Origin of the sequence: Sphingomonas pituitosa NBRC 102491, from assembly GCF_001598435.1 — a bacterium.
In the GTDB taxonomy this organism is placed as follows: Bacteria; Pseudomonadota; Alphaproteobacteria; order Sphingomonadales; family Sphingomonadaceae; genus Sphingomonas; species Sphingomonas pituitosa.
Map to the genome: position 1 here is coordinate 186,418 of NZ_BCYY01000001.1, position 21,372 is coordinate 207,789.

At 66.4% G+C, this 21,372-nt stretch carries 20 protein-coding genes and 1 pseudogene; 6 read left to right on the top strand and 15 right to left on the bottom strand.

The genetic code is table 11. From position 1 onward, the window contains the following. Window positions 1–5: 5 nt before the first annotated feature. The 11 genes from SPI01S_RS22935 to fabD all read right to left on the bottom strand — a co-directional run bounded on the left by SPI01S_RS22935 (window position 6) and on the right by fabD (window position 11,997). Window positions 6–689, bottom strand: coding sequence for a PEPxxWA-CTERM sorting domain-containing protein (locus SPI01S_RS22935; protein WP_066716711.1), 684 nt, complete (start codon window positions 687–689; stop codon window positions 6–8). A gap of 149 nt (window positions 690–838) precedes the next feature. Beyond that, a complete protein-coding gene (locus SPI01S_RS00880; protein WP_066716713.1) occupies window positions 839–1,309 on the bottom strand; it encodes a YaiI/YqxD family protein in 471 nt (156 codons plus the stop codon). A 194-nt stretch (window positions 1,310–1,503) separates the two neighbouring features. After that, window positions 1,504–3,081 carry an alginate export family protein gene (locus tag SPI01S_RS00885; RefSeq protein WP_157084504.1) on the bottom strand — a complete coding sequence of 526 codons (1,578 nt, stop codon included), beginning with the start codon at window positions 3,079–3,081 and terminating at the stop codon, window positions 1,504–1,506. A gap of 149 nt (window positions 3,082–3,230) precedes the next feature. Next, window positions 3,231–5,102, bottom strand: a complete 1,872-nt coding sequence (locus SPI01S_RS00890) for a methyl-accepting chemotaxis protein (protein ID WP_066716715.1) — start codon at window positions 5,100–5,102, stop codon at window positions 3,231–3,233. Window positions 5,103–5,282: 180 nt separating this feature from the next. After that, window positions 5,283–6,896, bottom strand: coding sequence for a S10 family peptidase (locus tag SPI01S_RS00895; protein WP_066716717.1), 1,614 nt, complete (start codon window positions 6,894–6,896; stop codon window positions 5,283–5,285). Between the two features lie 78 nt (window positions 6,897–6,974). Then, window positions 6,975–7,991 (bottom strand): endolytic transglycosylase MltG, encoded by a 1,017-nt coding sequence (gene mltG / locus SPI01S_RS00900; protein WP_066716718.1) that lies wholly within the window; start codon window positions 7,989–7,991, stop codon window positions 6,975–6,977. 4 nt (window positions 7,992–7,995) lie between these two features. Then, window positions 7,996–9,255, bottom strand: coding sequence for a beta-ketoacyl-ACP synthase II (gene fabF / locus SPI01S_RS00905; protein WP_066716721.1), 1,260 nt, complete (start codon window positions 9,253–9,255; stop codon window positions 7,996–7,998). Window positions 9,256–9,391: 136 nt separating this feature from the next. Further along, window positions 9,392–9,640, bottom strand: coding sequence for an acyl carrier protein (locus SPI01S_RS00910; protein WP_010543822.1), 249 nt, complete (start codon window positions 9,638–9,640; stop codon window positions 9,392–9,394). A gap of 100 nt (window positions 9,641–9,740) precedes the next feature. Further along, entirely contained in the window at window positions 9,741–10,274 is a 534-nt protein-coding gene (locus tag SPI01S_RS00915; RefSeq protein WP_066716724.1) for a hypothetical protein, read from the bottom strand. A 33-nt stretch (window positions 10,275–10,307) separates the two neighbouring features. Next, entirely contained in the window at window positions 10,308–11,048 is a 741-nt protein-coding gene (gene fabG, locus SPI01S_RS00920) for a 3-oxoacyl-[acyl-carrier-protein] reductase (RefSeq protein WP_064312943.1), read from the bottom strand. A 13-nt stretch (window positions 11,049–11,061) separates the two neighbouring features. Beyond that, window positions 11,062–11,997 (bottom strand): ACP S-malonyltransferase, encoded by a 936-nt coding sequence (gene fabD, locus SPI01S_RS00925; protein WP_066716727.1) that lies wholly within the window; start codon window positions 11,995–11,997, stop codon window positions 11,062–11,064. 748 nt (window positions 11,998–12,745) lie between these two features. Here fabD and SPI01S_RS23330 point away from each other — a divergent pair. The 5 genes and pseudogenes from SPI01S_RS23330 to SPI01S_RS00950 all read left to right on the top strand — a co-directional run. Next, window positions 12,746–12,871 (top strand): annotated as a pseudogene (locus SPI01S_RS23330) (PEPxxWA-CTERM sorting domain-containing protein); the annotation flags it as partial. 150 nt (window positions 12,872–13,021) lie between these two features. Beyond that, window positions 13,022–13,396, top strand: coding sequence for a 30S ribosomal protein S6 (rpsF, locus tag SPI01S_RS00935; RefSeq protein WP_066716733.1), 375 nt, complete (start codon window positions 13,022–13,024; stop codon window positions 13,394–13,396). 14 nt (window positions 13,397–13,410) lie between these two features. Beyond that, complete coding sequence (rpsR, locus tag SPI01S_RS00940) at window positions 13,411–13,635, top strand: 30S ribosomal protein S18 (RefSeq protein ID WP_010543816.1); 225 nt, start codon at window positions 13,411–13,413, stop codon at window positions 13,633–13,635. A gap of 11 nt (window positions 13,636–13,646) precedes the next feature. Beyond that, entirely contained in the window at window positions 13,647–14,240 is a 594-nt protein-coding gene (gene rplI, locus SPI01S_RS00945; RefSeq protein WP_066716740.1) for a 50S ribosomal protein L9, read from the top strand. 137 nt (window positions 14,241–14,377) lie between these two features. Then, window positions 14,378–16,336 carry a potassium transporter Kup gene (locus tag SPI01S_RS00950; protein WP_373278288.1) on the top strand — a complete coding sequence of 653 codons (1,959 nt, stop codon included), beginning with the start codon at window positions 14,378–14,380 and terminating at the stop codon, window positions 16,334–16,336. Window positions 16,337–16,396: 60 nt separating this feature from the next. Here the strand turns inward: SPI01S_RS00950 and SPI01S_RS00955 are convergent, their stop codons facing one another. From SPI01S_RS00955 to SPI01S_RS00970, 4 genes are all read right to left on the bottom strand, one after another. Continuing rightward, the gene (locus SPI01S_RS00955; RefSeq protein ID WP_066716743.1) at window positions 16,397–17,908 is read right to left on the bottom strand and encodes a SulP family inorganic anion transporter; all 1,512 of its coding nucleotides are present in this window, start codon (window positions 17,906–17,908) and stop codon (window positions 16,397–16,399) included. Further along, window positions 17,905–18,600, bottom strand: a complete 696-nt coding sequence (locus tag SPI01S_RS00960; protein WP_066716751.1) for a carbonic anhydrase — start codon at window positions 18,598–18,600, stop codon at window positions 17,905–17,907. Before SPI01S_RS00960 ends, SPI01S_RS00955 begins: the two co-directional genes overlap by 4 nt. Before the next feature lie 101 nt (window positions 18,601–18,701). Further along, on the bottom strand, window positions 18,702–20,027 hold the full coding sequence (locus SPI01S_RS00965) for an ATP-binding protein (RefSeq protein WP_066716752.1): 1,326 nt from the start codon (window positions 20,025–20,027) through the stop codon (window positions 18,702–18,704). Then, window positions 20,024–20,755, bottom strand: coding sequence for a response regulator transcription factor (locus SPI01S_RS00970; protein WP_066716757.1), 732 nt, complete (start codon window positions 20,753–20,755; stop codon window positions 20,024–20,026). The genes SPI01S_RS00965 and SPI01S_RS00970 overlap by 4 nt, the downstream gene beginning before the upstream one ends. A gap of 125 nt (window positions 20,756–20,880) precedes the next feature. Between SPI01S_RS00970 and SPI01S_RS00975 the strand changes: the two genes are divergently transcribed. Beyond that, a complete protein-coding gene (locus SPI01S_RS00975; protein ID WP_157084505.1) occupies window positions 20,881–21,339 on the top strand; it encodes a hypothetical protein in 459 nt (152 codons plus the stop codon). The last annotated feature ends 33 nt before the right edge of the window (window positions 21,340–21,372 follow it).

Below are 21,372 nucleotides of genomic sequence, written 5' to 3' on the forward strand. Positions count from 1 at the left end.
CCCGCTCAGGCGTAGCGGACGGTGGTCCGCCGCCGCCGCGCGCGGAGCGCGCCGCCCATCAGCCCGAAGCCGCCGAGCATCAACGTCCAGGCCGCTGGCTCGGGCACGGCGCTGGCGGTCAGACGCGCGCCGACGGTGAAGGGGCCGACGCCGTAATAGGCAGCGTTGATCGCATCGACGCCGGCCTGGTTCAGGTCGATCGTGTAGCCCGCAGCCGCGCCGTTCACGGTGATCTTGCCGAGCACAATGCCCGATCCGAGATCGTCGAAGATCCCCTTGGCACCATTATATTGCTGCAGCCCCACGATCGAGCTGGTGACGTCGTACAGCGTCAGCTCCAGCGGCCGCCCCATATCGTTGCCATAGCCGGTAGCGAGCGCGTTGCCGATGGTCAGCGATGCGCTGGTGACCGGCCCGATCGGAAAGAAGCTGAAGAACGAGCGATACTCGGTCGTCGTGCCCCAGTTGGTGAGGCTGCCGGTGAAGTAGTTGGTCCAGGCGTTATAGTGAGACCCGTTGCTGTCGAACCAGCCGGTCTGGAACGCCGCGATGCTGGTGCCGCCGTTGACCGTGAGCTTCGTGGATCCGGTCGGCGAATCGTTGAAGAGGTAGAAGTCCGCCGCGATGGCAGGACTGGTACAAGCAACCGCCAGCAGCATCGCCGCACCCGACAAGAACCGGTAGTTCATCGCGATACTCCCCCTCTATGCACCCCAATGCATTGATAGTTAACGCTGGATTAGTATCAGCTGCTCGCGAGTCAAGGGACCTCCCCGCGCGGCACTGTCTCCCTATTGGGCACTTCCGAAGCACATCGACACAGGAATCGCCCGTGCCGTTACCCTGCGAGCGCGCGCTTGGCCTGTACGAGCGCCGTATCGAGCGCGGACAGGAAGCGCGAACGATCTTCCTTCGCGAAGGGCGGCGGCCCGCCGATCCGGTCGCCGCCAGCGCGCAGATCGGCCATGATCGCCCGCACCGCCACCGCACTGCCGATCGAGCTGGTGGTGAACGGCTTGCCGGTGGGCGCGAGCACCGCCGCCGCGCCGGCCTTCAGGCAGCGATCCGCCAGCAGGATGTCGGCGGTGATCACCACCGCCGCCGCGTCGGTATGCTCGGCGATCCAGTCGTCGGCGGCGTCGAACCCGTCGCTCACCACCACGCGCGTGATCAGCGGGTGCTGGGGAACGCGCAAATGGGCGTTGCTCACCACCGTCACCGGCACCTCCAGGCGCCAGGCGACCTTGTAGATCTCGTCCTTGACGGGGCAGGCATCGGCATCGACGAGAATGTGCGGGAGGATCGGCATCCTGCTGCCCCTGCCACAGCTTCCACCGAAAAGCGAAATCAGCGCCAACGCCGCCCGCTTCGCCCGCGCCCAGCACGCGGTAGCGATGCAGCGCTACGAACACCCAGCGGCGGCGGCATGCACACCGGAGCCCCCTCGTCACCGCTGGACTTACGCCGGTGGCGCGATCCCGCAACCTCGCAGCTCTCGCCCCATCAGAAGCGGACGCTGATCCAGCCGGCGAGAAAATGCGATCCCTTCGACCCCACCGCCTTCAGCACCGCACCGGGTTCGAAATACTCATAGCGGCCGACCACCGAGATGCGGGGGCTCACCTTCCACGTCGCCTGCAGCCGCGCCGCGTCGCCGACATGCGCGCCCTTCACCAGCTGGGTGCCGGCATAAGCGGTGCCCGCGCCGCGATACACCGCGTCATTCTCGTTCACCCGCAGGCTGTGCTGCAGCTCGGCGGTGAGGTCGATCGACTTGCTCGGCGAGATCGTCAGGTTGGGCGAGACCTGGAAAAGGTTCGTCAGGTTGAGCACCAGCTGATAGCTGTAGGCGATCGAGCCGGCGGTGACGACACGCGTGTTGCGGATCGTGCCGGTGCCATAGGCCCCGCCGCCGCTGCCAAAGTCGAAATGGATGCCCGGCTTCGGCTTCAGCCCCTTGTTGCTCAGGCTGTAGGTCTGCGCCGCCTGGAGGAACCAGGCGTCGATCGGGCGGCCTGCGAAGTCGCCGCCCTGATGGTTGACCAGCCAATCGAAGGTCAGGCGATCGATGCTGCCCCACAGCCGCGCGCCGTAATAATGGCGCACCTCCAGCCCGGTGGTCTTGCCCCATTTCAGGGCGTCGTTGCGTTCGCGCCAGAAGAACGGGTCGAAGAAGATCTTGCGCTTGGGCGCGTTGGCGAGGACGGCGCCGAAGGTGACACCCGAAAAGCGGGTGCCGTCGTCGATCCGGTCGTCGCCGCCGCCGCCAATGCCGAGCGTGGTCTGCTTGAAATCGAAGACGTCCGCTCGGAACTGCGCGAAGGACACCCAGGCGCGGGCGCCGTTGAGCTCGGTATGCAGCGAGTTGTCGTCCTTCACCGAGATCAGCCCCGGCGCGCCGTCGGTGAATTCCTGCCGGCCGTACCGCACGCCAGCGGCCAGGCCCGGCGCGATGGTGCCGCTCAGCTCGGCGAAATACTGCTGCACGAACAGGTCGTTGCGGGATTTTCCCGCCGGCGTACCGATATTGTAGCCAGCAAGGCCGCCATGCGCGAGCTCACCATAGACCCGCAGCGGGCCGACATGCGCGTCGGCTCCCGCGAAGATACGCAGCAGTTGCTCCTGGCGATGCGGCCCCACCGCGAGGCCCGGGTGCGACAGGTAATTCTCCCGCAGCCGTATCTCGCCCGAGAGCGTGACATAGGCAACGCCGTCGGCATCGATCGGGAGATATTTCAGCCGGTCGAGCGGATCGTCGCGCTTCTTGGGATTGCGCATGCCGCGCCAGTCTTCCGCCCAGCGCGAGGTGTTGTAGCCACCCAGCTTGATGCCGAAGCCGTCTGCTTGCGACGGGTAGGTGAACGTCGCCGGAGACGACGGCGCGCGCGGCGTCACCGCCTCGGCCGGCGGCGTGGACCTTTGCGGCGGGATGTTCTGCTGGGTGCCGTCCTGGGACCTGCCGGCGATGACCAGCAGCGCGGCGGGTTCGATCTGCTCCTGCGTCTGCGCGGCGGTCGGCGAAGCGGCGAGCGAAAGACCCAGGCTGGCGAGCAGGGGCAGGAACAAGTGGGTACGCGACATGACGATGGTCCATGCTGGCAAGGCGCTGCGGTGCCCCGCCCCTGTCCCTGTGAACGGAGCAACGCCGAGCCTTGGGAAGGAAGTCCGCCTTCCTTCCGGAATTGATGTGAAGGTGGCGGGCGGGCCGAACCGGCGCCGCCCGCGGCCACTCAGAAGCTGGACCACTCCTCCGCGGCACCTGCCATGGCGGGCGCTGCCCGCGGTGCCGGTGCGGATCGCGAGGGGGCCCCCGCAGTTCGCACGGGCGACCGCATCGGCGAACCATTGTCGATCTTGAACCGCGCCGCCTGGCGGGTGAGGCCGTTGACTTCGCCGGCCAGGTTACGCGCGGCGGCGGAGGTCTGCTCCACCATCGCGGCGTTCTGCTGGGTGGAATGGTCCATCACCCCCACCGCGGTGGCGATCTCGCTGATCGCGGTCGACTGGGCGCGATTGTCGACCGCGACCACTTCGACGAACTCGTGGACCTGGCTGACGCTGGTGGTGATGTTGGCGAGCGCCGCATCGACCTTCTTCACCGAATCGACCGCGACGACGATGTCGGCTTGGGTGGTGGTGAGCTGTTCGCGGGCGCGGCGGGCCTCCTCTTCGGCGCGCATCGCCAGTGCGGAGACAAGGTCGGCGACGACGGCGAAGCCCCGCCCCGCCTCGCCTGCCCGCCCCGCTTCGACGGCGGCGTTCATCGCGAGAACCCGGGTCTGGAACGCGATCTTGTCGAGGCCTTCGATGACGTTGTCGATGCCGCGGGCGCTTTCGGAAACACGGTCCATCGCCGAGGTCGCCTCGGTTGCCGTGGTACGGCCGGAGTCGACGATGCCGATCGCCTCCTGGGTGAAGCCCACCGTTCGGTCGGCAGCGTCGGCGCTCGACTTCAGGCGATCGTTCATCTGCTGGAGCGCGGCCGAGGTCTGCTCGAGGCTGGCCGCATTGCTCTCGGTGCGGCGGGCGAGATCGTCCGATGCAGCCGAGATTTCGGTCGAGCCGGTCTCGATGCTGCGCGAGGCTTCCGACAGCACGCTGATCAGTTCGCGCAGATTGTCGAGCGCGGTGTTGAAGTTGTCGCGGAGCGTACCATAGGCGGGCGGCACCGGCGTGGTGATCGAACTGGTCAGATCGCCTTCGGACATCGCATGGAGCTTCTCCGAAAGCAGCTGGACGATCGCCTGCTGGTCGGCGTCGGCGGCCGCCTTCGCGACCTCTGCGTGCAGCTTCGCCTCGGCATTCTGGCGGAAGACCTCCAGCGCGCCGGCCATGCCGCCAATCTCGTCCTTGCGGTCCGAGCCCGGGATCGTCGCCGCGGTGTCACCGCCGGCGAGGCTGCGCATGCGGCCGGTAATGGCTGCGAGCGGCACCGTGATCGAGCGGCTGACGAAGAGCACCGCCGCGGCAAGGACCAGCACGATCAACACCACCGCCATGCCGAGCTTGATCTCGGCATCGCGCACTGCCGCCTGGATTTCCTCGTTATACACGCCGGTGACGACGATCCAGCCCCAGGGCTTGAAGGCACGGACATAGGAAATCTTCGGCTTCACGCCCTTGCCGCCGGGCACTTCATAGTCATAGGAGACGAGACCGGCCCCTTTGTCGACGGCCGTCTTCACCATGTCTCGATAGTGGAACTTGCCCGCAGCATCGGTGCTGTCGAAGGTGGACTTGCCCACCTTCTCCGGCTTGACCGGATGCATCACCATCATGTGGTTGTTGTCGAGAAGGAAGAAATAGTCGAGCTCGCCGAAGCGCATCGAAGCGATGACCTTCTTGGCCGCAGCCTGTGCGTCGGCCTGGTTCATCCGGCCGGCGCGCTCCTCGCCCTCGTAGAACTCGAGCTGGCTATAGGCGATGTCAACCGCTTGCTTGGTACGCGCAGCAAAGCTTTTATTGAGCGAACTATTCAGCTGGCTCACCGAAAGAAGAATGACCAGCACCAGGCCAACCAGAGATGCCGCGCCAATGATAAACAGTCGTTTACCAATGCTGATGTCATTCAATAAACGCACTACGACCTCCGGTAAATCCATTCCGGAATGTTATAGAACATTGTCAGGCCAAATTTTCGGTTCGTCGCACGTTTATCTTCGCGACGCGGCACGCGGATTGACGTGCATGAACATCCTAAGAATGTTCAAATTGGATGCTAGGTGCATGTCCCTAGGCGACCATCCGGGGGTGAAGCGAGGGATCGCTCCACCCCCGCGGCATCAGTTCTGCGCAGCCTTCGCCTCTGGTCGCGCCGGCGGCCGGCTCGAGGCTGCGGCACGCAAGGCATCGTCGTACCAGGCCGCAAGGTCGCGGTGCATCTGCGGCATGGTCGACGGGTTCAGATACACCATGTGCCCGGCGTCATAATAGGTGAAGCGGATGTTCTTCTGCAGTTGCGGGTCGAGCAACATGTGGTTCACGTCGAACTCGGCGCCGTAGAAGGGCGTCGCGAAGTCGTAATAGCCGTTCATGAAGAGCACCTTCAGATACGGGTTGGTCCGCATCGTATAGGCAAGGTCGGCGGCGCTGTTCGGCATCAGATGCGTGCCGCTGCCGTCGGGCGCGCGGTGTTTCCAGTCCCAATCGAAACCGGGGCCGCGCGCGGTCATGCGATAGGGCATGTCGGTCTTGTAGCCGAGCACGCGCGTCGCATAGTCCTGGAACGTCGCGACGAAGGCGCCGGTGACCGCGGTCGACGCCGGATCGTCGCTCGGGCTGTCGGCATTGGCATCGGTGACGTTCAGCAGATAACGCGAGTCCAGCCGCCCGACCGCCAGGCGCCGATCGCGCAGCAGTTCGGTCTGGAAGCGCGGAAGCGTGAGGCGCAGGTCGGCGCGCAGGATATAGGCTTCGCTGATGCCCGTATATTCCGACATCTTCCTGGCGATCGCCGCCTTTTCCTCGGCCGAGATGGTCGAGCCCTTGGCCAGCGCCGCGGCATAGGGCCCGCTGGTGAACGCACGGACTTCGGCGAGGAAGGCCGGCAGATCGGCTGGGCGGTTCTGCAGCCGGTTATGGTACCAGGCGGTCGCCGCCATGGTCGGGAACAGCGTGAGGAAATTCTGGTCGTAGCCGGGCTGGCGCACGCCATAGTTCATGATCGTGGAGAACTGGACCATGCCGTTCAGGCTCAGCCCGGCATCCTCCAGCTTGGCGGCGACCACCGGGTTGCGCAGCGTGCCATAGCTTTCGCCGAACAGGAATTTCGGGCTGGGCCAGCGATCGAACTTGCTGGTGTAGCGCAGGATGGCGCGGGCGAAGCCGTCGGCATCCTGGTCGACCCCCCAGAAGTCCTTGCCGGTCTTGTCGCCCAGCGGGCGCGACCAGCCGGCCCCGAGCGCATCGATGAAGACGAGGTCGCTCTTGTCGATCAGCGAATCCGGATTGGGACCAAACCCATAGGGTGCGGGACGGATATATTCCGGGTTGGCGGTGGTGACGCGCACCGGCGCGAAGCTGCCCATGTGCAGCCAGATTGTCGGCGACCCCGGCCCGCCATTGTAGAAGAAGGTCACCGGGCGCTGCTCGCGCACCGAACCGTCGCGGGTATAGGCGGTGTAGAAATAGGAGGCGGTCGGCTTGCCGTCGTCGTCGCGAATGGTCAGCGTGCCCGCCGTGGCGGTATAGGCGATGCGCTGGCCGGCGACCGTGACCGCGCCGTGGCTGACGGCCGCTGCTTCCTCGACCGAGGGCTTGGCCCAGGCGGCCTCCGCTTCGGCCTTCATCTGCTCGCGATGATCGCCCTTGGCAGCCGCTTCCTTCGGCTTTTCCTGAGCCCAGGCCGGGCCGGCGGTAGTGGCGAGCAACAGGCACAACAAGGCGGCACGGCGCATTCAATCCCCCTGGATTTTTGGATCAGGGAGACTTTGTTACATGCCAAAGACGTCGAAACAAGTCGGGAAGCGGAAGGACTACATCTCTCCGCGCGCACGGCGGATGGCGTACCATTTCGCCACGTTCGCCTGGTGCTGCGCGTAAGTCTCGGCGAACACATGCCCGCCGCTGCCGTCCGCGACGAAGTACAGCGCCTTGGACTGCGCCGGGTGCAGCACCGCGTCGATCGAGGCGCGGCCTGGATTCGCGATCGGGCCTTCAGGCAGGCCGCGCATCGCGTAGGTGTTGTAGCCGTTCTTCGCGCGCAATTCCGATTGCAGGATGCGGCGGCCGAGCGGCTTGCCTTTGGTGATCGGATAGATGATCGTGGGATCGGCCTGGAGCGGCATCCCTGCCTTCAGCCGATTGGCATAGACGGCGGCAACGGTGGTCCGCTCGGCCGGCTTGCCCGTTTCCTTCTCGACGATCGAGGCCAGGATGACCGCTTCGCGCGGGGTGGTCACTACCAGCCCCTTGTCGCGCATGCCCCAAGCCTTTGCGAGATACTCGGTCATCGCCTTCTGCATCCGCGCCAGCACGGCCGCACGCGGCTCGTCGCGCAAATAGGCATAGCTGTCCGGCAGCACGGAGCCTTCTTCCGGCACCTTCGCCTCGCCGGTCAGCCCCGGCGCCTTGGCCAGCGCCTCGGCCACGAGGATCGCGGGCATGCCCTCGGGCACCGTCACCAGCCGCTGCAGCGTCTTGCCGTCCTGCAGCATGGCCAGGATCTGCCGCGCGCTGGTGCGCGGCTCGATCCGGTACTCGCCGGCCCGGATGGTGCCGCCGCGACCGAAGACCCTGGCAAAGGCGAGGAAAGTCTGGCGCGAATGGATCGCCCCCGCCTTTTCCAGCGCCCCGGCGGCGCGGGAGAGCGTCGCCCCCTCCGGCACCACCACGCTCAGTTCCTGTGCGGCCGGACCGGGCCCCGCCCACAGGAACCAGCCGCCGCCAAAGGCGGCGACGACCAGCAGGGCAATGATCAGCAGGACGCGCGGCCCCCGGCTCCGGCGCTTGGGAGCGCGGGTGCGGGCACGGGAGCGCGCGTCCTGCGGCATGGCCTCAGAGCGCCTTCATCACCAGGCTGGCATTGGTGCCGCCGAAGCCAAACGAGTTGTTCAGCACGGCCTTCACCTTCCGCTCCTTGGCGACGTGCGGCACGAGGTCGACACCCGCGCAATTCTCGCTCGGATTGTCGAGGTTGAGCGTCGGCGGCACGATCTGGTCGCGCAGCGCCAGGATGCAGAAGATGCTCTCCACCGCACCGGCGCCGCCGAGCAGATGCCCGATCGCCGACTTGGTCGAGCTCATCGACAGGCTGCCGAGCGCATCACCGAACAGGCGGCGGACCGCGCCGAGCTCCAGCTCGTCACCCATCGGCGTCGAGGTGCCGTGCGCGTTGATGTAATCGATGTCTTCAAGCGTGAGGCCCGACTTGCGAACCGCCATCTGCATCGAACGGAACGCGCCCGAACCCTCGGGGTGCGGCGCGGTCACGTGATAGGCGTCGCCTGACAGGCCATAGCCGACCACTTCGGCATAGATCTTCGCGCCGCGCGCCTTGGCATGCTCATATTCCTCGAGCACGACCACGCCCGCGCCCTCGCCCATCACGAAGCCGTCGCGGCCCTGGTCCCAGGGGCGGCTCGCCTTGGTGGGATCGTCGCGGAAGCCGGTGGAAAGCGCGCGCGCCTGGCCGAAGCCGGCGATGCCGATCGGGCAGACGGTGCTTTCCGCACCACCCGCGAGCATGATGTCGGCATCGTCCATAGCGATCATCCGCGCGGCGTCGCCGATCGAGTGGGCACCGGTCGAGCAGGCGGTGACCACCGCGTGGTTCGGACCCATCAGGCCGTACTTGATCGAGACCTGGCCCGAGATCAGGTTGATCAGGCGGCCATGGACGAAGTGCGGCGAAACCCGCTTGGGGCCCTTTTCGGCGAGGACGAGCGATTCGCTCTCGATGCCCGGCAGGCCGCCGATGCCCGAACCGATCGAGCAGCCGGCGCGGAAACGCATTTCCTCGGGCATGTCGAGCAGGCCGGCATCCTCGATCGCCTGGCCCGCGGCGTCGATGCCGTAGACGATGAACGGGTCGACCTGGCGCTGGATCTTGTGATCGACGCGCTTGCCCGCATCGAAGCCATATTCATGGCCGGCAGGCTTCACTTCGCAGGCATAGTTGCTCTGGAAATCCGTCGCATCGAACTTGGTGATCGTGCCCGCGCCGGACTTGCTGGCGAGGATGTTCTTCCAGGCGGTTTCGACATCGGCCCCCAGCGGGGTGACGAGGCCCAGGCCGGTCACGACTACGCGGCGCATGGCAGTTCTCCAGTCAATTTCAGTTCGGTTCGTTCGTAATACAAAACGGCTCCCCGTCCGCATCGCCAGAGGCACGGGACGGGAAGCCGCCTAGTCGCAATTCCGGCCCATCTGGGCTGGTATCGCCGTTCGAGCGTCAGCCCTGCTGATGCTCGGAGATGTAGGCAACGGCGTCGCCGACGGTGCTGATCTTCTCCGCGGCGTCGTCCGGGATCTCGACCCCGAACTCTTCCTCGAAGGCCATCACCAGCTCGACGATGTCGAGGCTGTCCGCGCCGAGGTCATCGGTGAAGCTCGCGGTCGGCACCACGTCCTTGGCGTCGACGCCCAGATGGTCGACAACGAGCGCCTGCACGCGGGTGGTGATCTCTTCCTGGTTGGCCATGGTCCCTGTTTTCCTTTGTGATGGGGCTCTGAATCCGTTTTCCCGCACCTAGAATGCCGCCGTGGCGGTTGCAAGAGGGAGCCGCAAGGGCCCCGTCCCGCTATCGGGAAAAGTCGGCTGAAGCATATTCCAGCGTGTTGAGAAACGCAAAATATTGCGCAAGCAGTTCCGCATTGGCGCGGGTCTGCTGCGCCTCGTCGGTCACTGCGGCGCGGATCAGGTCCTGCGTCGCCTTGGGGGTCAGTGGCTTGCGGCGCACCTCTTCCGGCAATGCGGCAAACTGCTGGTCCAGCGCGGCGGGATCGAATCCCTTCGCCTGCACCACCCGCTTGGCGACCGGCAGGCCGACCGCCGCCAACGCATAGACGCCCGAGGCCGCGGCAGCCGGACCACTCCAGCCACGCTCGTTGGCGCAGGCGGTGGTCGCATCATTGAGACCGCGGGTGACCGCCGAAGAGTATTTCGGCCGCTCGCCCGGCGTGCCGAGGTTCCGCTCGACATCGGCCGCAAGCTGGGCCTTCACAGCGGCGTCGAGCTTCTGCCCGACACAACCGATCGTGACGGGATCCGCCGGCGCAGCGAGCGCCGGGGTTGCGGTGGCGAGTGCAAATGCTGCGGCAAGGACCAAACGCATATTCTTCCTACTCCACGCCCCCGGATTCTCGGCTCAGAGCATCGCCATCCCGCCGTTCACGTGCAAGGTCTGGCCCGTCACATAGGCCGCTTCCTTGCTGGCGAGATAGACGACCGCCGCGCCGATATCCTCGCCCTCGCCCAGCTTTCCGGCAGGAATACGGCCAAGCAGCGCCTCTTTCTGCGCATCCGGCAGAACGTCCGTCATCGCCGACCGGATGAAGCCCGGGGCGACGCAGTTGACGGTGATGTTGCGGCTGGCGAGTTCCTGCGCCAGTGCCTTGGACATCCCGACCAGGCCCGCCTTGGACGCGGCATAGTTGGCCTGGCCCGGATTGCCGGTGGCGCCGACCACCGAGGTGATCGAGATCATGCGGCCGAAGCGCGCCTTCATCATCGGCTTGGCCGCGGCGCGCATCAGGCGGAACGCGGCTTCCAGATTGACCTGGATCACCTGCTCCCACTCCTCGTCCTTCATCCGCATCGCAAGGTTGTCGCGGGTGACGCCGGCATTGTTGACGAGGATGTCGAGCTTGCCGCCCAGCGCTTCCACCGCCTGCGGCACCAGCGCGTCGACCGCTGCGCGATCGGAGAGGTTGCAGGTCAGCGCGACATGCTCGCCCCCGAGACCGGCGCGGAAGGCTTCCAGCTTCTCGGCATTGGAGCCCGACACCGCGAGCTTCGCGCCCTGTGCCGCGAGCGCCTTGGCGATCGCCGAACCGATACCGCCCGAGGCGCCCGTGACGAGCGCAGTCATTCCCGTAAGATCGAACATTTCCCGTATCTCCTCAGAGCGCCTTCACGAGCGCTTCAATGTCATCCATCGTCACCACGCTGGTCACCGTCGCATCGGGGCTGATCCGCTTGACCATGCCGCCGAGCACCTTGCCGCCCAGCTCGACGAACCCATGCACGCCGCCGTCGAACATCGCCGACACCGATTCGCGCCAGCGGACCATGCCGGTCACCTGCTCCACCAGCAGCGTGCGGATCGTTGCCGGGTCCGTGACCGGCGCGGCGGTGACGTTGGCATAGATCGGCACCAGCGGCGCCTGGATCGCGACGTCGGCGAGCGCGGCGGCCATCGCGTCCGCCGCGGGCTGCATCAGCGGGCAGTGGAACGGTGCGGACACCGGCAGCAGCAGCGCGCGCTTCGCACCGTGATCCTTGGCGATCGCCACCGCACGCTCGATGGCGCCGCGTGCGCCGGAGATCACCACCTGGGTGGGGTCGTTGTCGTTCGCCACGGTGCACACCTCGCCCTCGGCTGCGGCATCGGCGATCGCCTGCGCCTTGACGAGGTCGGCGCCGAGCAGCGCCGCCATCGCCCCCTCGCCTACCGGCACCGCCGACTGCATCGCGTCGCCGCGCTTGCGGAGCAGCTTCGCCGTGGTGGACAGGTCCAGCGCGCCCGCGGCGCAGAGCGCCGTATATTCGCCGAGCGAATGGCCTGCGACAAAGTCCGCCTTGTCGGCGAGACGAACGCCGCCTTCCTTCTCGAGCACGCGCAGCACGGCGATCGCGTTAGCCATGATGGCTGGCTGCGCATTGGCGGTGAGCGTCAGATCGCCCTCCGGGCCCTCGCTCATCAGCTTGAACAGGTGCTGACCCAGCGCCTCGTCCACCTCCTGGAACACTTCGCGCGCAGCCGCACTCGCTTCGAAAAGCGCCTTGCCCATGCCGACAGCCTGGCTGCCCTGGCCTGGAAAAATGAACGCGCGCATACATGTCTCTCCTGCGAAAGCGCCGTGAATGGGCGAGCGCGTTACGGCGAGACATGGCCCCGACGCAAGCCTGCCGCTCGCTATGCCGGAAACCGGCTCGGCAACGACTGAAATCCATCGCTCAAGTGAAACTTCAGATCCGGCTGAGTTCCTTGCCGCGTCAATATGGAACAGATGACCGCATTTGACACAGTTAACCTAAACCGTTGTCATTGTTGAACTTCCCGGCAACTCGTACCTTCCCTTCAAGTCAATTGATCTACGAGTGGGAGGACGTGGGATGAATTTGAAGACGATTCTGGCCGGAGCGACCATCATGATGGCGGCGGCACCTTGCACGGCAAATGCCTCCATCATCGTGATCGGAAAGTGCAGCTCGGTCGCGTCACCGAGCGGCTGCCTGTTCCTGGGAAACATCAACGGCAACGACAATGTGTTCAACTCCAACAGCTACAAGCAGGCGGAGCTGGTGTACAACGTCTACAACAATTTCGTGCCGAGCGCCGGTCCGAACATCACGCTCAACTATCTGTTCGACACGAACACGACCGCAGGCCTGATTAACGGTGCCGGGACCGCTTCGGGTAGCTGGGCGACCCCGGGCTACGTGATCGACTATATGGCGGTGAAGGCGGGCAGCTATTTCACGCTCTACAAGGTCGCCGATCTGAGCAGCGGCAGCTGGAGCACCTTCGACATCCCGCATGGCAGGAACGCCAAGGACCTGTCGCACATCGTGTTCTTTGGCTCGGAGGCCGCGGCCGGGGTGCCGGAGCCGGCGACCTGGGGCATGATGATCGCCGGTGTCGGCATGGCGGGCGGCGCATTGCGGCGTCGTCGCGCCCGCCAGCAGGTCCGCTTCGCCACGGCCTGATTGCGCTTGCATTCCGCCCCTACCTTGCAGTAAGGGCAACCGATCGGAGCGGAGCAGCAATGCGTCCGCTCCGTTTGCTTTATCGAGACGACAGCCGGAGGGGCGACCGCATGGGGCGGCGTCAGCGATCGGCCAACAGGAAGAGAACCTATGGCTCTGTACGAGCATGTGTTCCTTGCGCGCCAGGATTTGGCACAGGCGCAAGTGGACGCGCTGGCGGAAACCGCCACCAAGATCATCGAAGACAACAACGGCAAGGTCGTCAAGACCGAGACCTGGGGTCTTCGCAGCCTCGCCTATCGCATCGCGAAGAACCGCAAGGCGCACTACGTGATGCTCGAAATCGACGCGCCGGCCGGCGTGGTCGCCGAGCTCGAGCGCCAGACGCAGATCAACGAAGACGTGATCCGCTACATGACCGTCAAGGTTGACGGCCACGAGGCAGGTCCCTCGGTGATGATGCGCAAGGGCGACCGCGAGCGCCGCGGCCGTCGTGACCGCGATGGCAATTTCGAAGGCGAATAAGGAGCGTATAGACCATGGCACGACCCTTTTTCCGCCGCCGCAAGAGCTGCCCGTTCTCCGCGAAGGACGCCCCCCGGATCGACTATAAGGACGTCCGGCTGCTGCAGGGCTTCGTCTCCGAGCGCGGCAAGATCGTCCCCTCGCGCATCACTTCGGTGAGCGCGAAGAAGCAGCGCGAGCTGGCCCAGGCCATCAAGCGCGCCCGTCACCTGGGCCTGCTGCCCTACATCGTCAAGTAAGGAGCGGATCCATGGAAGTCATTCTGCTGGAGCGCGTCGAGAAGCTCGGCCACATCGGCGACGTGGTGAAGGTGAAGGACGGCTTTGCCCGTAACTTCCTCCTGCCGCGCAAGAAGGCGCTGCGCGCCAACGAAGCCAACCGCAAGGTCTTCGAAGCCAATCGCGAGCGCATCGAGTCCGAGAACGCGACCCGTCGCGTCGAGGCCGAGAAGGAATCGAAGACGCTCGAGGGCGTTTCGGTCACCCTGATCCGCCAGGCGTCGAACGTCGGCCAGCTGTACGGCTCGGTCGCGGTGCGCGACCTGGTCGACGTGCTGACCGCCGAAGGCCACAAGGTCAACAAGGCGCAGGTCGTTCTCGACCGTCCGATCAAGGCGATCGGCGTGTACGAAGTCCGCGTCGCGCTGCACCCGGAAGTCGCGGTGACCGTCAAGGTCAACGTCGCACGTTCGCCGGAAGAAGCCGAGATGCAGGCGCAGGGCGTCGACGTCATGACGGCGATGTTCGAGCGCGAAGAGACCGGCTTCACCGAGGAGTACGATCCCAACGCCGAGCCGGGCGAGATCGCGACCGAAGCCCCCGCCGCGGAAGACGCGCAGGGCTGAGTCGACCGACTCCGACCAAAAGGCAGGGGCCGTACCGAGCGATCGGTGCGGCCCTTTTCTTTCGTGCGCGAGCAACTGCGCCACACCTGTCCTGAAATCGCCAAACCGGCCTGCCGCCCTGCACCGAAGCCACTGGCATGCGGAAATACGCAGGCGTACCGCGTGGCACCCCGAATCGGTCGGGACGGAGACCTGTAGTGGAGCAGTTGGCGAGCGACGGGGATGTCCCCGCGCATGCGCATGAAGAGCGGTTCGCCGCGCTGGCGATCGGCGCGATCGGCGTCGTGTTCGGCGACATAGGCACCTCGCCGCTCTATTCGCTCAAGGAAAGCTTCATCGGCCACCACCAGCTGGCCCTGGATCCGGCGCACATTTACGGGGTGCTCTCGCTGATCTTCTGGACGATGACCTCGATCGTCACCGTCAAATATGTCGCGCTGATCCTGCGCGCGGACAATCGCGGCGAAGGCGGCAGCCTGGCGCTGCTGGCGCTGATCACCCGGGTGATGGGCAACACGCGCTGGCGGGTGGCAATCACCATGACCGGCGTGATCGCCACGGCGCTCTTCTATGGCGATGCGATCATCACGCCGGCGGTATCGGTGCTGTCCGCGGTCGAGGGACTGACGACCGTCGAGCAGGGCTTCGCGCCGCTGGTGCTGCCGGTGACGGTCGCTATCCTGGTCGCGCTGTTCGCCATCCAGTCGCGCGGGACGGCGGCAGTCGGCAAGCTGTTCGGGCCGGTGATGCTGGTCTATTTCGCCGTGATCGCGGTGCTTGGCATCGGCGGGATCGTCGCCGCGCCCGAAATCCTCTGGGCGCTCAATCCCTGGTACGCCCTGAAATTCTTCCTGCTCGATCCCGGCCTCGCCTTCCTGGCGCTCGGCTCGGTGGTGCTCGCCGTCACCGGCGCGGAGGCGCTCTACGCGGACATGGGCCATTTCGGGCGCCGCGCGATCATGGTGTCGTGGCTCTACATCGCATTCCCCTGCCTGATGCTCAATTATCTGGGACAGTCGGCGGCGATCCTGCGCAACCCGGCGATGATCGAGAACCCGTTCTTCCTGATGGCACCCGAATGGGGCCGCCTGCCGCTTGTCATCCTCGCCACCATGGCGACGGTGATCGCCAGCCAGGCGGTGATCTCGGGCGCCTTCTCGGTCTCGCAACAGGCGGTGCAGCTCGGCTTCCTGCCACGCCTGCGCATTCTCCACACCAGCGCCAAGGCGGCGGGGCAGATCTATGTTCCGCTGGTCAACTGGGGCCTGCTGGTGATGGTGGTGCTGCTGGCGCTGGGCTTCCGCAGCTCGAGCAACCTCGCCTCGGCCTATGGCATCGCGGTGACGGGCACGATGTTCATCACCGCCTGCATGCTGGGCGTGCTGACCTTCGCGGTGTGGAAATGGCATCCGCTGCTCGCAGGCTCCGTCACCGGCATCTTCCTGCTGATCGACGGCGCCTATTTCGCGTCGAACCTCACCAAGATCCCCGATGGCGGCTGGTTCCCGCTGCTGGTCGCCGCCGTGGCGTTCGTGCTGCTGACCACCTGGTCGCGCGGGCGCCGGCTGGTGCTGGCACGGTTGCAGGAAGGCGCGATGCCGATCGCCTTGTTCATCCGCTCCGCCGCGCAGTCGGCAACGCGGGTGAAGGGCACCGCGGTGTTCCTTACCTCCACGCCGGACAGCATTCCCCCGGCACTGCTCCACAACCTCAAGCACAACAAGGTGCTGCACGAGCGGATCGTGTTGCTGACCGTCGCGATCGAGCAGGTCCCGCATGTCCGCGGTACCGAATGCACCACGATGGAGCCGCTGGGCGACGGCTTCTTCCGCGTGGTGCTTCACTATGGCTTCATGGACGAAGTCGATGTGCCCGCCGCGCTCGCCGCGATCCAGGACTGCGGCGCGCCGTTCCGGCCGATGGAAACGAGCTATTTCCTCGCGCGGCAGACGCTGCTGCCCTCGTCGCGACCGGGCATGGCGATCTGGCGGGAGAAGCTGTTCGCCTGGATGGTGCGGAATGCCGAAAGCGCGATGGAGTTCTTCAAGCTTCCCACCAACCGCGTGGTCGAACTGGGCAGCCAGCTGGAAATCTGAGCAAAAAAATGGGGCGGCTTCCGCAAGGAAAGCCGCCCCAGGTCTTCGGGGTGTGCCCGTTCAGCCGGCTAGGACCGCGGTCTTGCCGCTGGCGCCCTGAAGCTCAACCGGCGAACCGCCTGCGCGACGACGCTGCAGCCAGTCCTTCAGCAGTTCGGCGCAGCTGTGGTCGACCGCGTCCAGGCGGGAGACGTCGAGCAGCACCGACTTGCCGCCCGGCACCGACTCCAGCCGATCCGAAAGCTTCGGCAGCGTGATGAACGTAGCCGAACCTGCCAGCGCGATGCGGTGCGCACCGGCTTCCTCCTGCTGATCGACCTTGAGGCCGAGGCGACGGAGGTTCGGCACGAGTTCGAGCAGCGAAAGCGCGATGCCGACGAGAACGCCGGTCAGCAGGTCCTGGGTCACCACCAGCGCGCAGGTGACGGCCCAGATCGCCGCCGGAAGCACGCCGTAATGGGCAAACAGGTGGCGGACATGCTTGAGGTTGACCAGCTTGGCGCCGGTAACGACCAGCACCGCACCCAGCGCCGCCATCGGGATCTCGCGCAGCAGCCAGGGCAGCAGTGCCACGAAGCCGAGGATCCAGGCGCCGTGCAGGACAGCGGACCAGCGGGTCTGCGCACCAGCCTGGACGTTGGCCGAGCTTCGGACGATCACGCCCGTCATCGGCAGCGCACCGGCGACGCCGCACAGCAGGTTGCCGATGCCCTGCGCGCGCAGTTCCTTGTTGTAGTTGGTGCGAACGCCGTCGTGCATGCGGTCGACCGCGGCGGCCGACAGCAGCGTCTCGGCGCTGGCGATGAAGGCGAGTGCGATCGCTGCGGTGATCACGCCCGGGTCCATCCACTTGGCGAAGAAGCCGTTCTCCGGCAGCGCGATCGCCGAGACGATGTTCGAGGGGACGGTCACGCGGGTCACGTCGAGCCCGAGGCTGAACGCCACCAGCGTTGCCGCGACCACGCCGACCAGCGCGCCGGGGACGAGCTTCACCGCAGCGGGCTTGAACTTGTCCCAGCCGAGCATCGTCGCGATGGTCAGCAGGCCGAGACCCAGCGCCATTTCGGCGGCGGCGAGGTCGGTCGAAAGGCCAAACAGGCGGCCCGGCATGGCCGCGACGTTGGCAAGACCGCTCGACAGCGGCTTGGCGTCGAACAGCACGTGATACTGGCCGACCACGATCAGGATGCCGATGCCGGCGAGCATGCCGTGGACGACCGCCGGGGAAATCGCACGGAACCAGCCGCCGACCCGCAGCACGCCCGCGACCACCTGGATGGCGCCGGCGAGCATCAGGATGGGGCCAAGCGCCGACAGGCCCTGCTCACGGACCAGCTCGAACACGATGACGGCAAGACCCGCCGCCGGGCCGCTCACCTGGAGCGGCGAACCGGCGAGCAGGCCGACGACCAGGCCGCCGATGATGCCGGTGACCAGGCCCTTTTCGGGCGGAACGCCCGAGGCGATGGCGATGCCCATGCAGAGCGGCATCGCCACGAGGAACACGACGATCGACGCCGTGAAGTCGCGCACGAAGCTCTTGGGCTTCGGTGCTTCAGCGACCGTGCTCATTCGGCGGCCTCCGCATATTCGATGTCGCGCGCAAGCCGCTGGCCGTGCGGCAGCGCCACCGGCATCGGGCGATCCTCGCGGATCGGCACGAAGCGACCGCTCTCGCCGTCGAGGCCGAGCACCATGCCGGCGCCGATATCGACGAACCAGCCGTGCAGCGCGATCTCGCCGCGGGCGATACCCGCCGCGACCGACGGATGGGTGCGCAGATGGGCGAGCTGGACGACGACGTTCTCGAGCGCGGCGGTGCGCACCGCATCGGCGCCTTGCAGATTGTCATAGCCTCCGTCGACGACGCACTTGGCGGCGTGGCTGTGGCGCAGCCAGGCAGTGACGTTCGGCATGCCTTCGAGCATTTCCGGGTTCATCAGCGCCTTCATCGCGCCGCAGTCCGAATGACCGCAGACGATGATGTCGCGCACGCCAAGCGCCGCCACGGCATATTCCACCGTCGACGACACGCCGCCATTCTGCGTGGCGAAGGGCGGCACGATGTTGCCGGCGTTGCGGCAGACGAACAGGTCTCCCGGGTTCGCCTGGATGATGTGCTCGGGCACCACGCGCGAATCGGCGCACGAGATCATCAGCGCCTTCGGGCTCTGCCCATCCGCGGCGAGCTTGGAATAAAGGGCGTGCTGGTTCGGGAAGACCTGCTTCTCGAAATCGACGACGCGTCCGATCACTTCGTTCACGGCTTGCTCCTGTAACAGACCCGCGGCGCGGGCATCTCTTCAGGATCGCAAACTACGGACCGGCAATTGCTGCATCGCGGCGCATTCGTAAGAAAACGTTGCTAAGCCGCTGTATCGCCCATCGGCAGGAGGATTTCGGCGCACAGGCCCCCGCCCTCGCGATTGGCGAGCCGGAAGCTGCCGCCCTCCGCCTCCGCCGCGCGTGCGACGATCGACAGGCCCAGCCCGAATCCCACCGTGTCGCGCGAGCGTGCGTCGTCCAGCCGGACGAAGGGCTGCATCACCCGCTGCAGGTCCTCCTCGGGAATGCCCGGCCCCTTGTCCTCCACCCGAATGGCGACGGCATCGCCCTCGGGCACGAGCCGAATGCAGCACTGGCCGGCATAATGGACCGCATTGTCGACGAGGTTGTTGAGCGCGCGCTTGAGCATCAGCGGCCGCAGAACATGCTCGAAATGGTCCGGGCCGTCATATTCGACGTCGCGGCCGTGATCGGCGTTGTCGTCGGCGATGGTGGCGCACAGCACGGCAAGGTCGACGCGCGCCGGCATCTCCTTGTCCCCTTCCCCGCCCAGGAATGCGAGCAGCGAGGAAATCATCGCTTCCATCTCGGTGATGTCGGTTTCCACCGCGGCGTGGACCTCCGGATCGGCGATGGCATCGGCGCGGAGACGCAGTCTGGCAAGCGGCGTGCGCATGTCGTGGCCGACGGCGGCAAGCGCCTGGGTACGGTCGGCGATGAGCCGCTGGATACGCGACTGCATCCGGTTGAAGGCACTGATGACCCGGCGCAGTTCCTTCGGGCCCGCTTCCTCCACCTCCAGGATGCCGCCCGTACCGAAGCGATCGGCGGCAATCGCGAGCCGGCGCATCGGCAGCAGCATCCGCCGCAGCAGGATCCCGCTGATGAGGATGAGCGCGAGCGCGGGCGCCAGTGCGAGCAGGATGCGGGAGAGGCCCAGATCCGCTGCGTGAACATGCTCGCGCGTTCGGAAATACATCCAGCTGCCGTCGGGCATCGGCACCGCACCGAGGATCAGCGCCTTGCTCCCCTGCGAGGTCAGCCGAAGGCGCAGTCCGTCGGACGCGAGCGTCGGCTCCCACAGCACCACCTGCTCGTACAGGCGGTCCAGATCGGGCTGCTCGCGCAGGCCGTTGGGCAGCTGGGCCATCCAGCGCACTTCATAGCGCGAGGTCGTGAACTCCAGCGCGAGATCCTCGCGGCGCGCAGGCGGCTGTTCGGCGAGCAGCTTGCGCGCGATCACCAGATGCTCGGCCAGCCGCCGCGCCTCGTCGTCGCGCACGGCGAACTGGCTGGCGCGCTCGTAGAGCAGGGTCGACACGGCGAATTCAATCAGGATGGTCAGCAGCAGGATCGCGAAGACCTGCCCGATCAGCCCGGAGGGACGCTTCAGAAACGCCCTCAACTGCGCGTCACGGGCACGTTGAGCGTGTAGCCGATGCCGCGCACCGTCACGATCGGCGCCTGATGGCCCGCATCGGAGAGCTTGCGCCGCAGCCGGCTGACCAGCACGTCGATACTGCGATCCGAACTGTCCCCCAGCCGCGTCCGCGACAGTTCGATCAGCCGCTCGCGCGAGATTACCCGCCCCGAATGGTCGCACAGCGTGACCAGCAGGTCGAACTCCGCCCCGGTGAGGTCGACCACCGCGCCGGTCGGCGACAGCAGCTCGCGACGCGGGAGATTGACCGTCCAGCCGTCGAACTGGATTTCGCCCTTGGGGCGCTCGGCGGTATCGCGTTCGCCGGCGCCGCGGCGGAGCACCGCGCGCACCCGCGCGACCAGCTCGCGCGTGCCGAACGGCTTGGGGAGATAGTCGTCGGCGCCCAGTTCGAGGCCGACGACTCGATCGGTCTCGCTGCCCTTGGCCGAGATGAAGATGATCGGCACCGAGCTCTTCTGCCGGATGGCGCGGCAGAGGTCGATGCCACTGGTACCGGGCAGCATCACGTCGAGCAGCACGAGGTCGACAGGGCCCTGTTCCAGCGCCAGCCACATCTCCGGGGCAGAAGAAGCGGGACGCACCGTATAGCCGTTTTCCTGGAGCGCGCGGGCAGTCAGCGTGCGCAGCTGGGGATCGTCCTCGACCAGTACGATCGTGGGAAGGCTAAGCGTGGGTTCACCGGCATACATCGCACGGAAACCTAGGGACGACGATCCGGAGGGTCAACGGCATCGCCGCCGCGCGCGGCGTGACGGGCGTCACGGCCGGTGCGGTACGCGCACGGTACAAGGCAGCATATCGTGGGGGAGTTACCATGCAGATGCCGCGCCTCAATCGTTCCGTTCTGCCCGGACGCTCGCGTGCGAATCGCGGCACGCTGGCAGCCATCCAGCTCGACGGCCTGGCGCAGGACCTCGCGCCCGCGCCGGGGGATGCAGCCTTCGGCCCCCGCCACCTGCTCGCGGCGCTCGACGGCCTTTCCGCAGCCGTGATCGAAGCGACGGGAAGCTGGGCGTTCCTCACCGCCGAGCGCATCCAGCTGATCGACGCGGCACACAAGCTGGCCTGGCTGCTGGTGCGGGTAAACCGGAACGAATCGATGATGGTCCGCGCACCCGATATCGCCGGCACCACGCGCGCGGTGGTTTCGGCCACCTATCAGCTGCGCGCGGTACAGGAGCTCGGCGAGGGCGGCACGGCGATCCAGCCGCTGTTCGACCTGATCGTCCGCATCGACCAGCTGCTGCCGCGCACCGCCCAGCTCTACCAATAAGCCGCGGCGGCTCTGGCGTACCGCCGCCGCCGA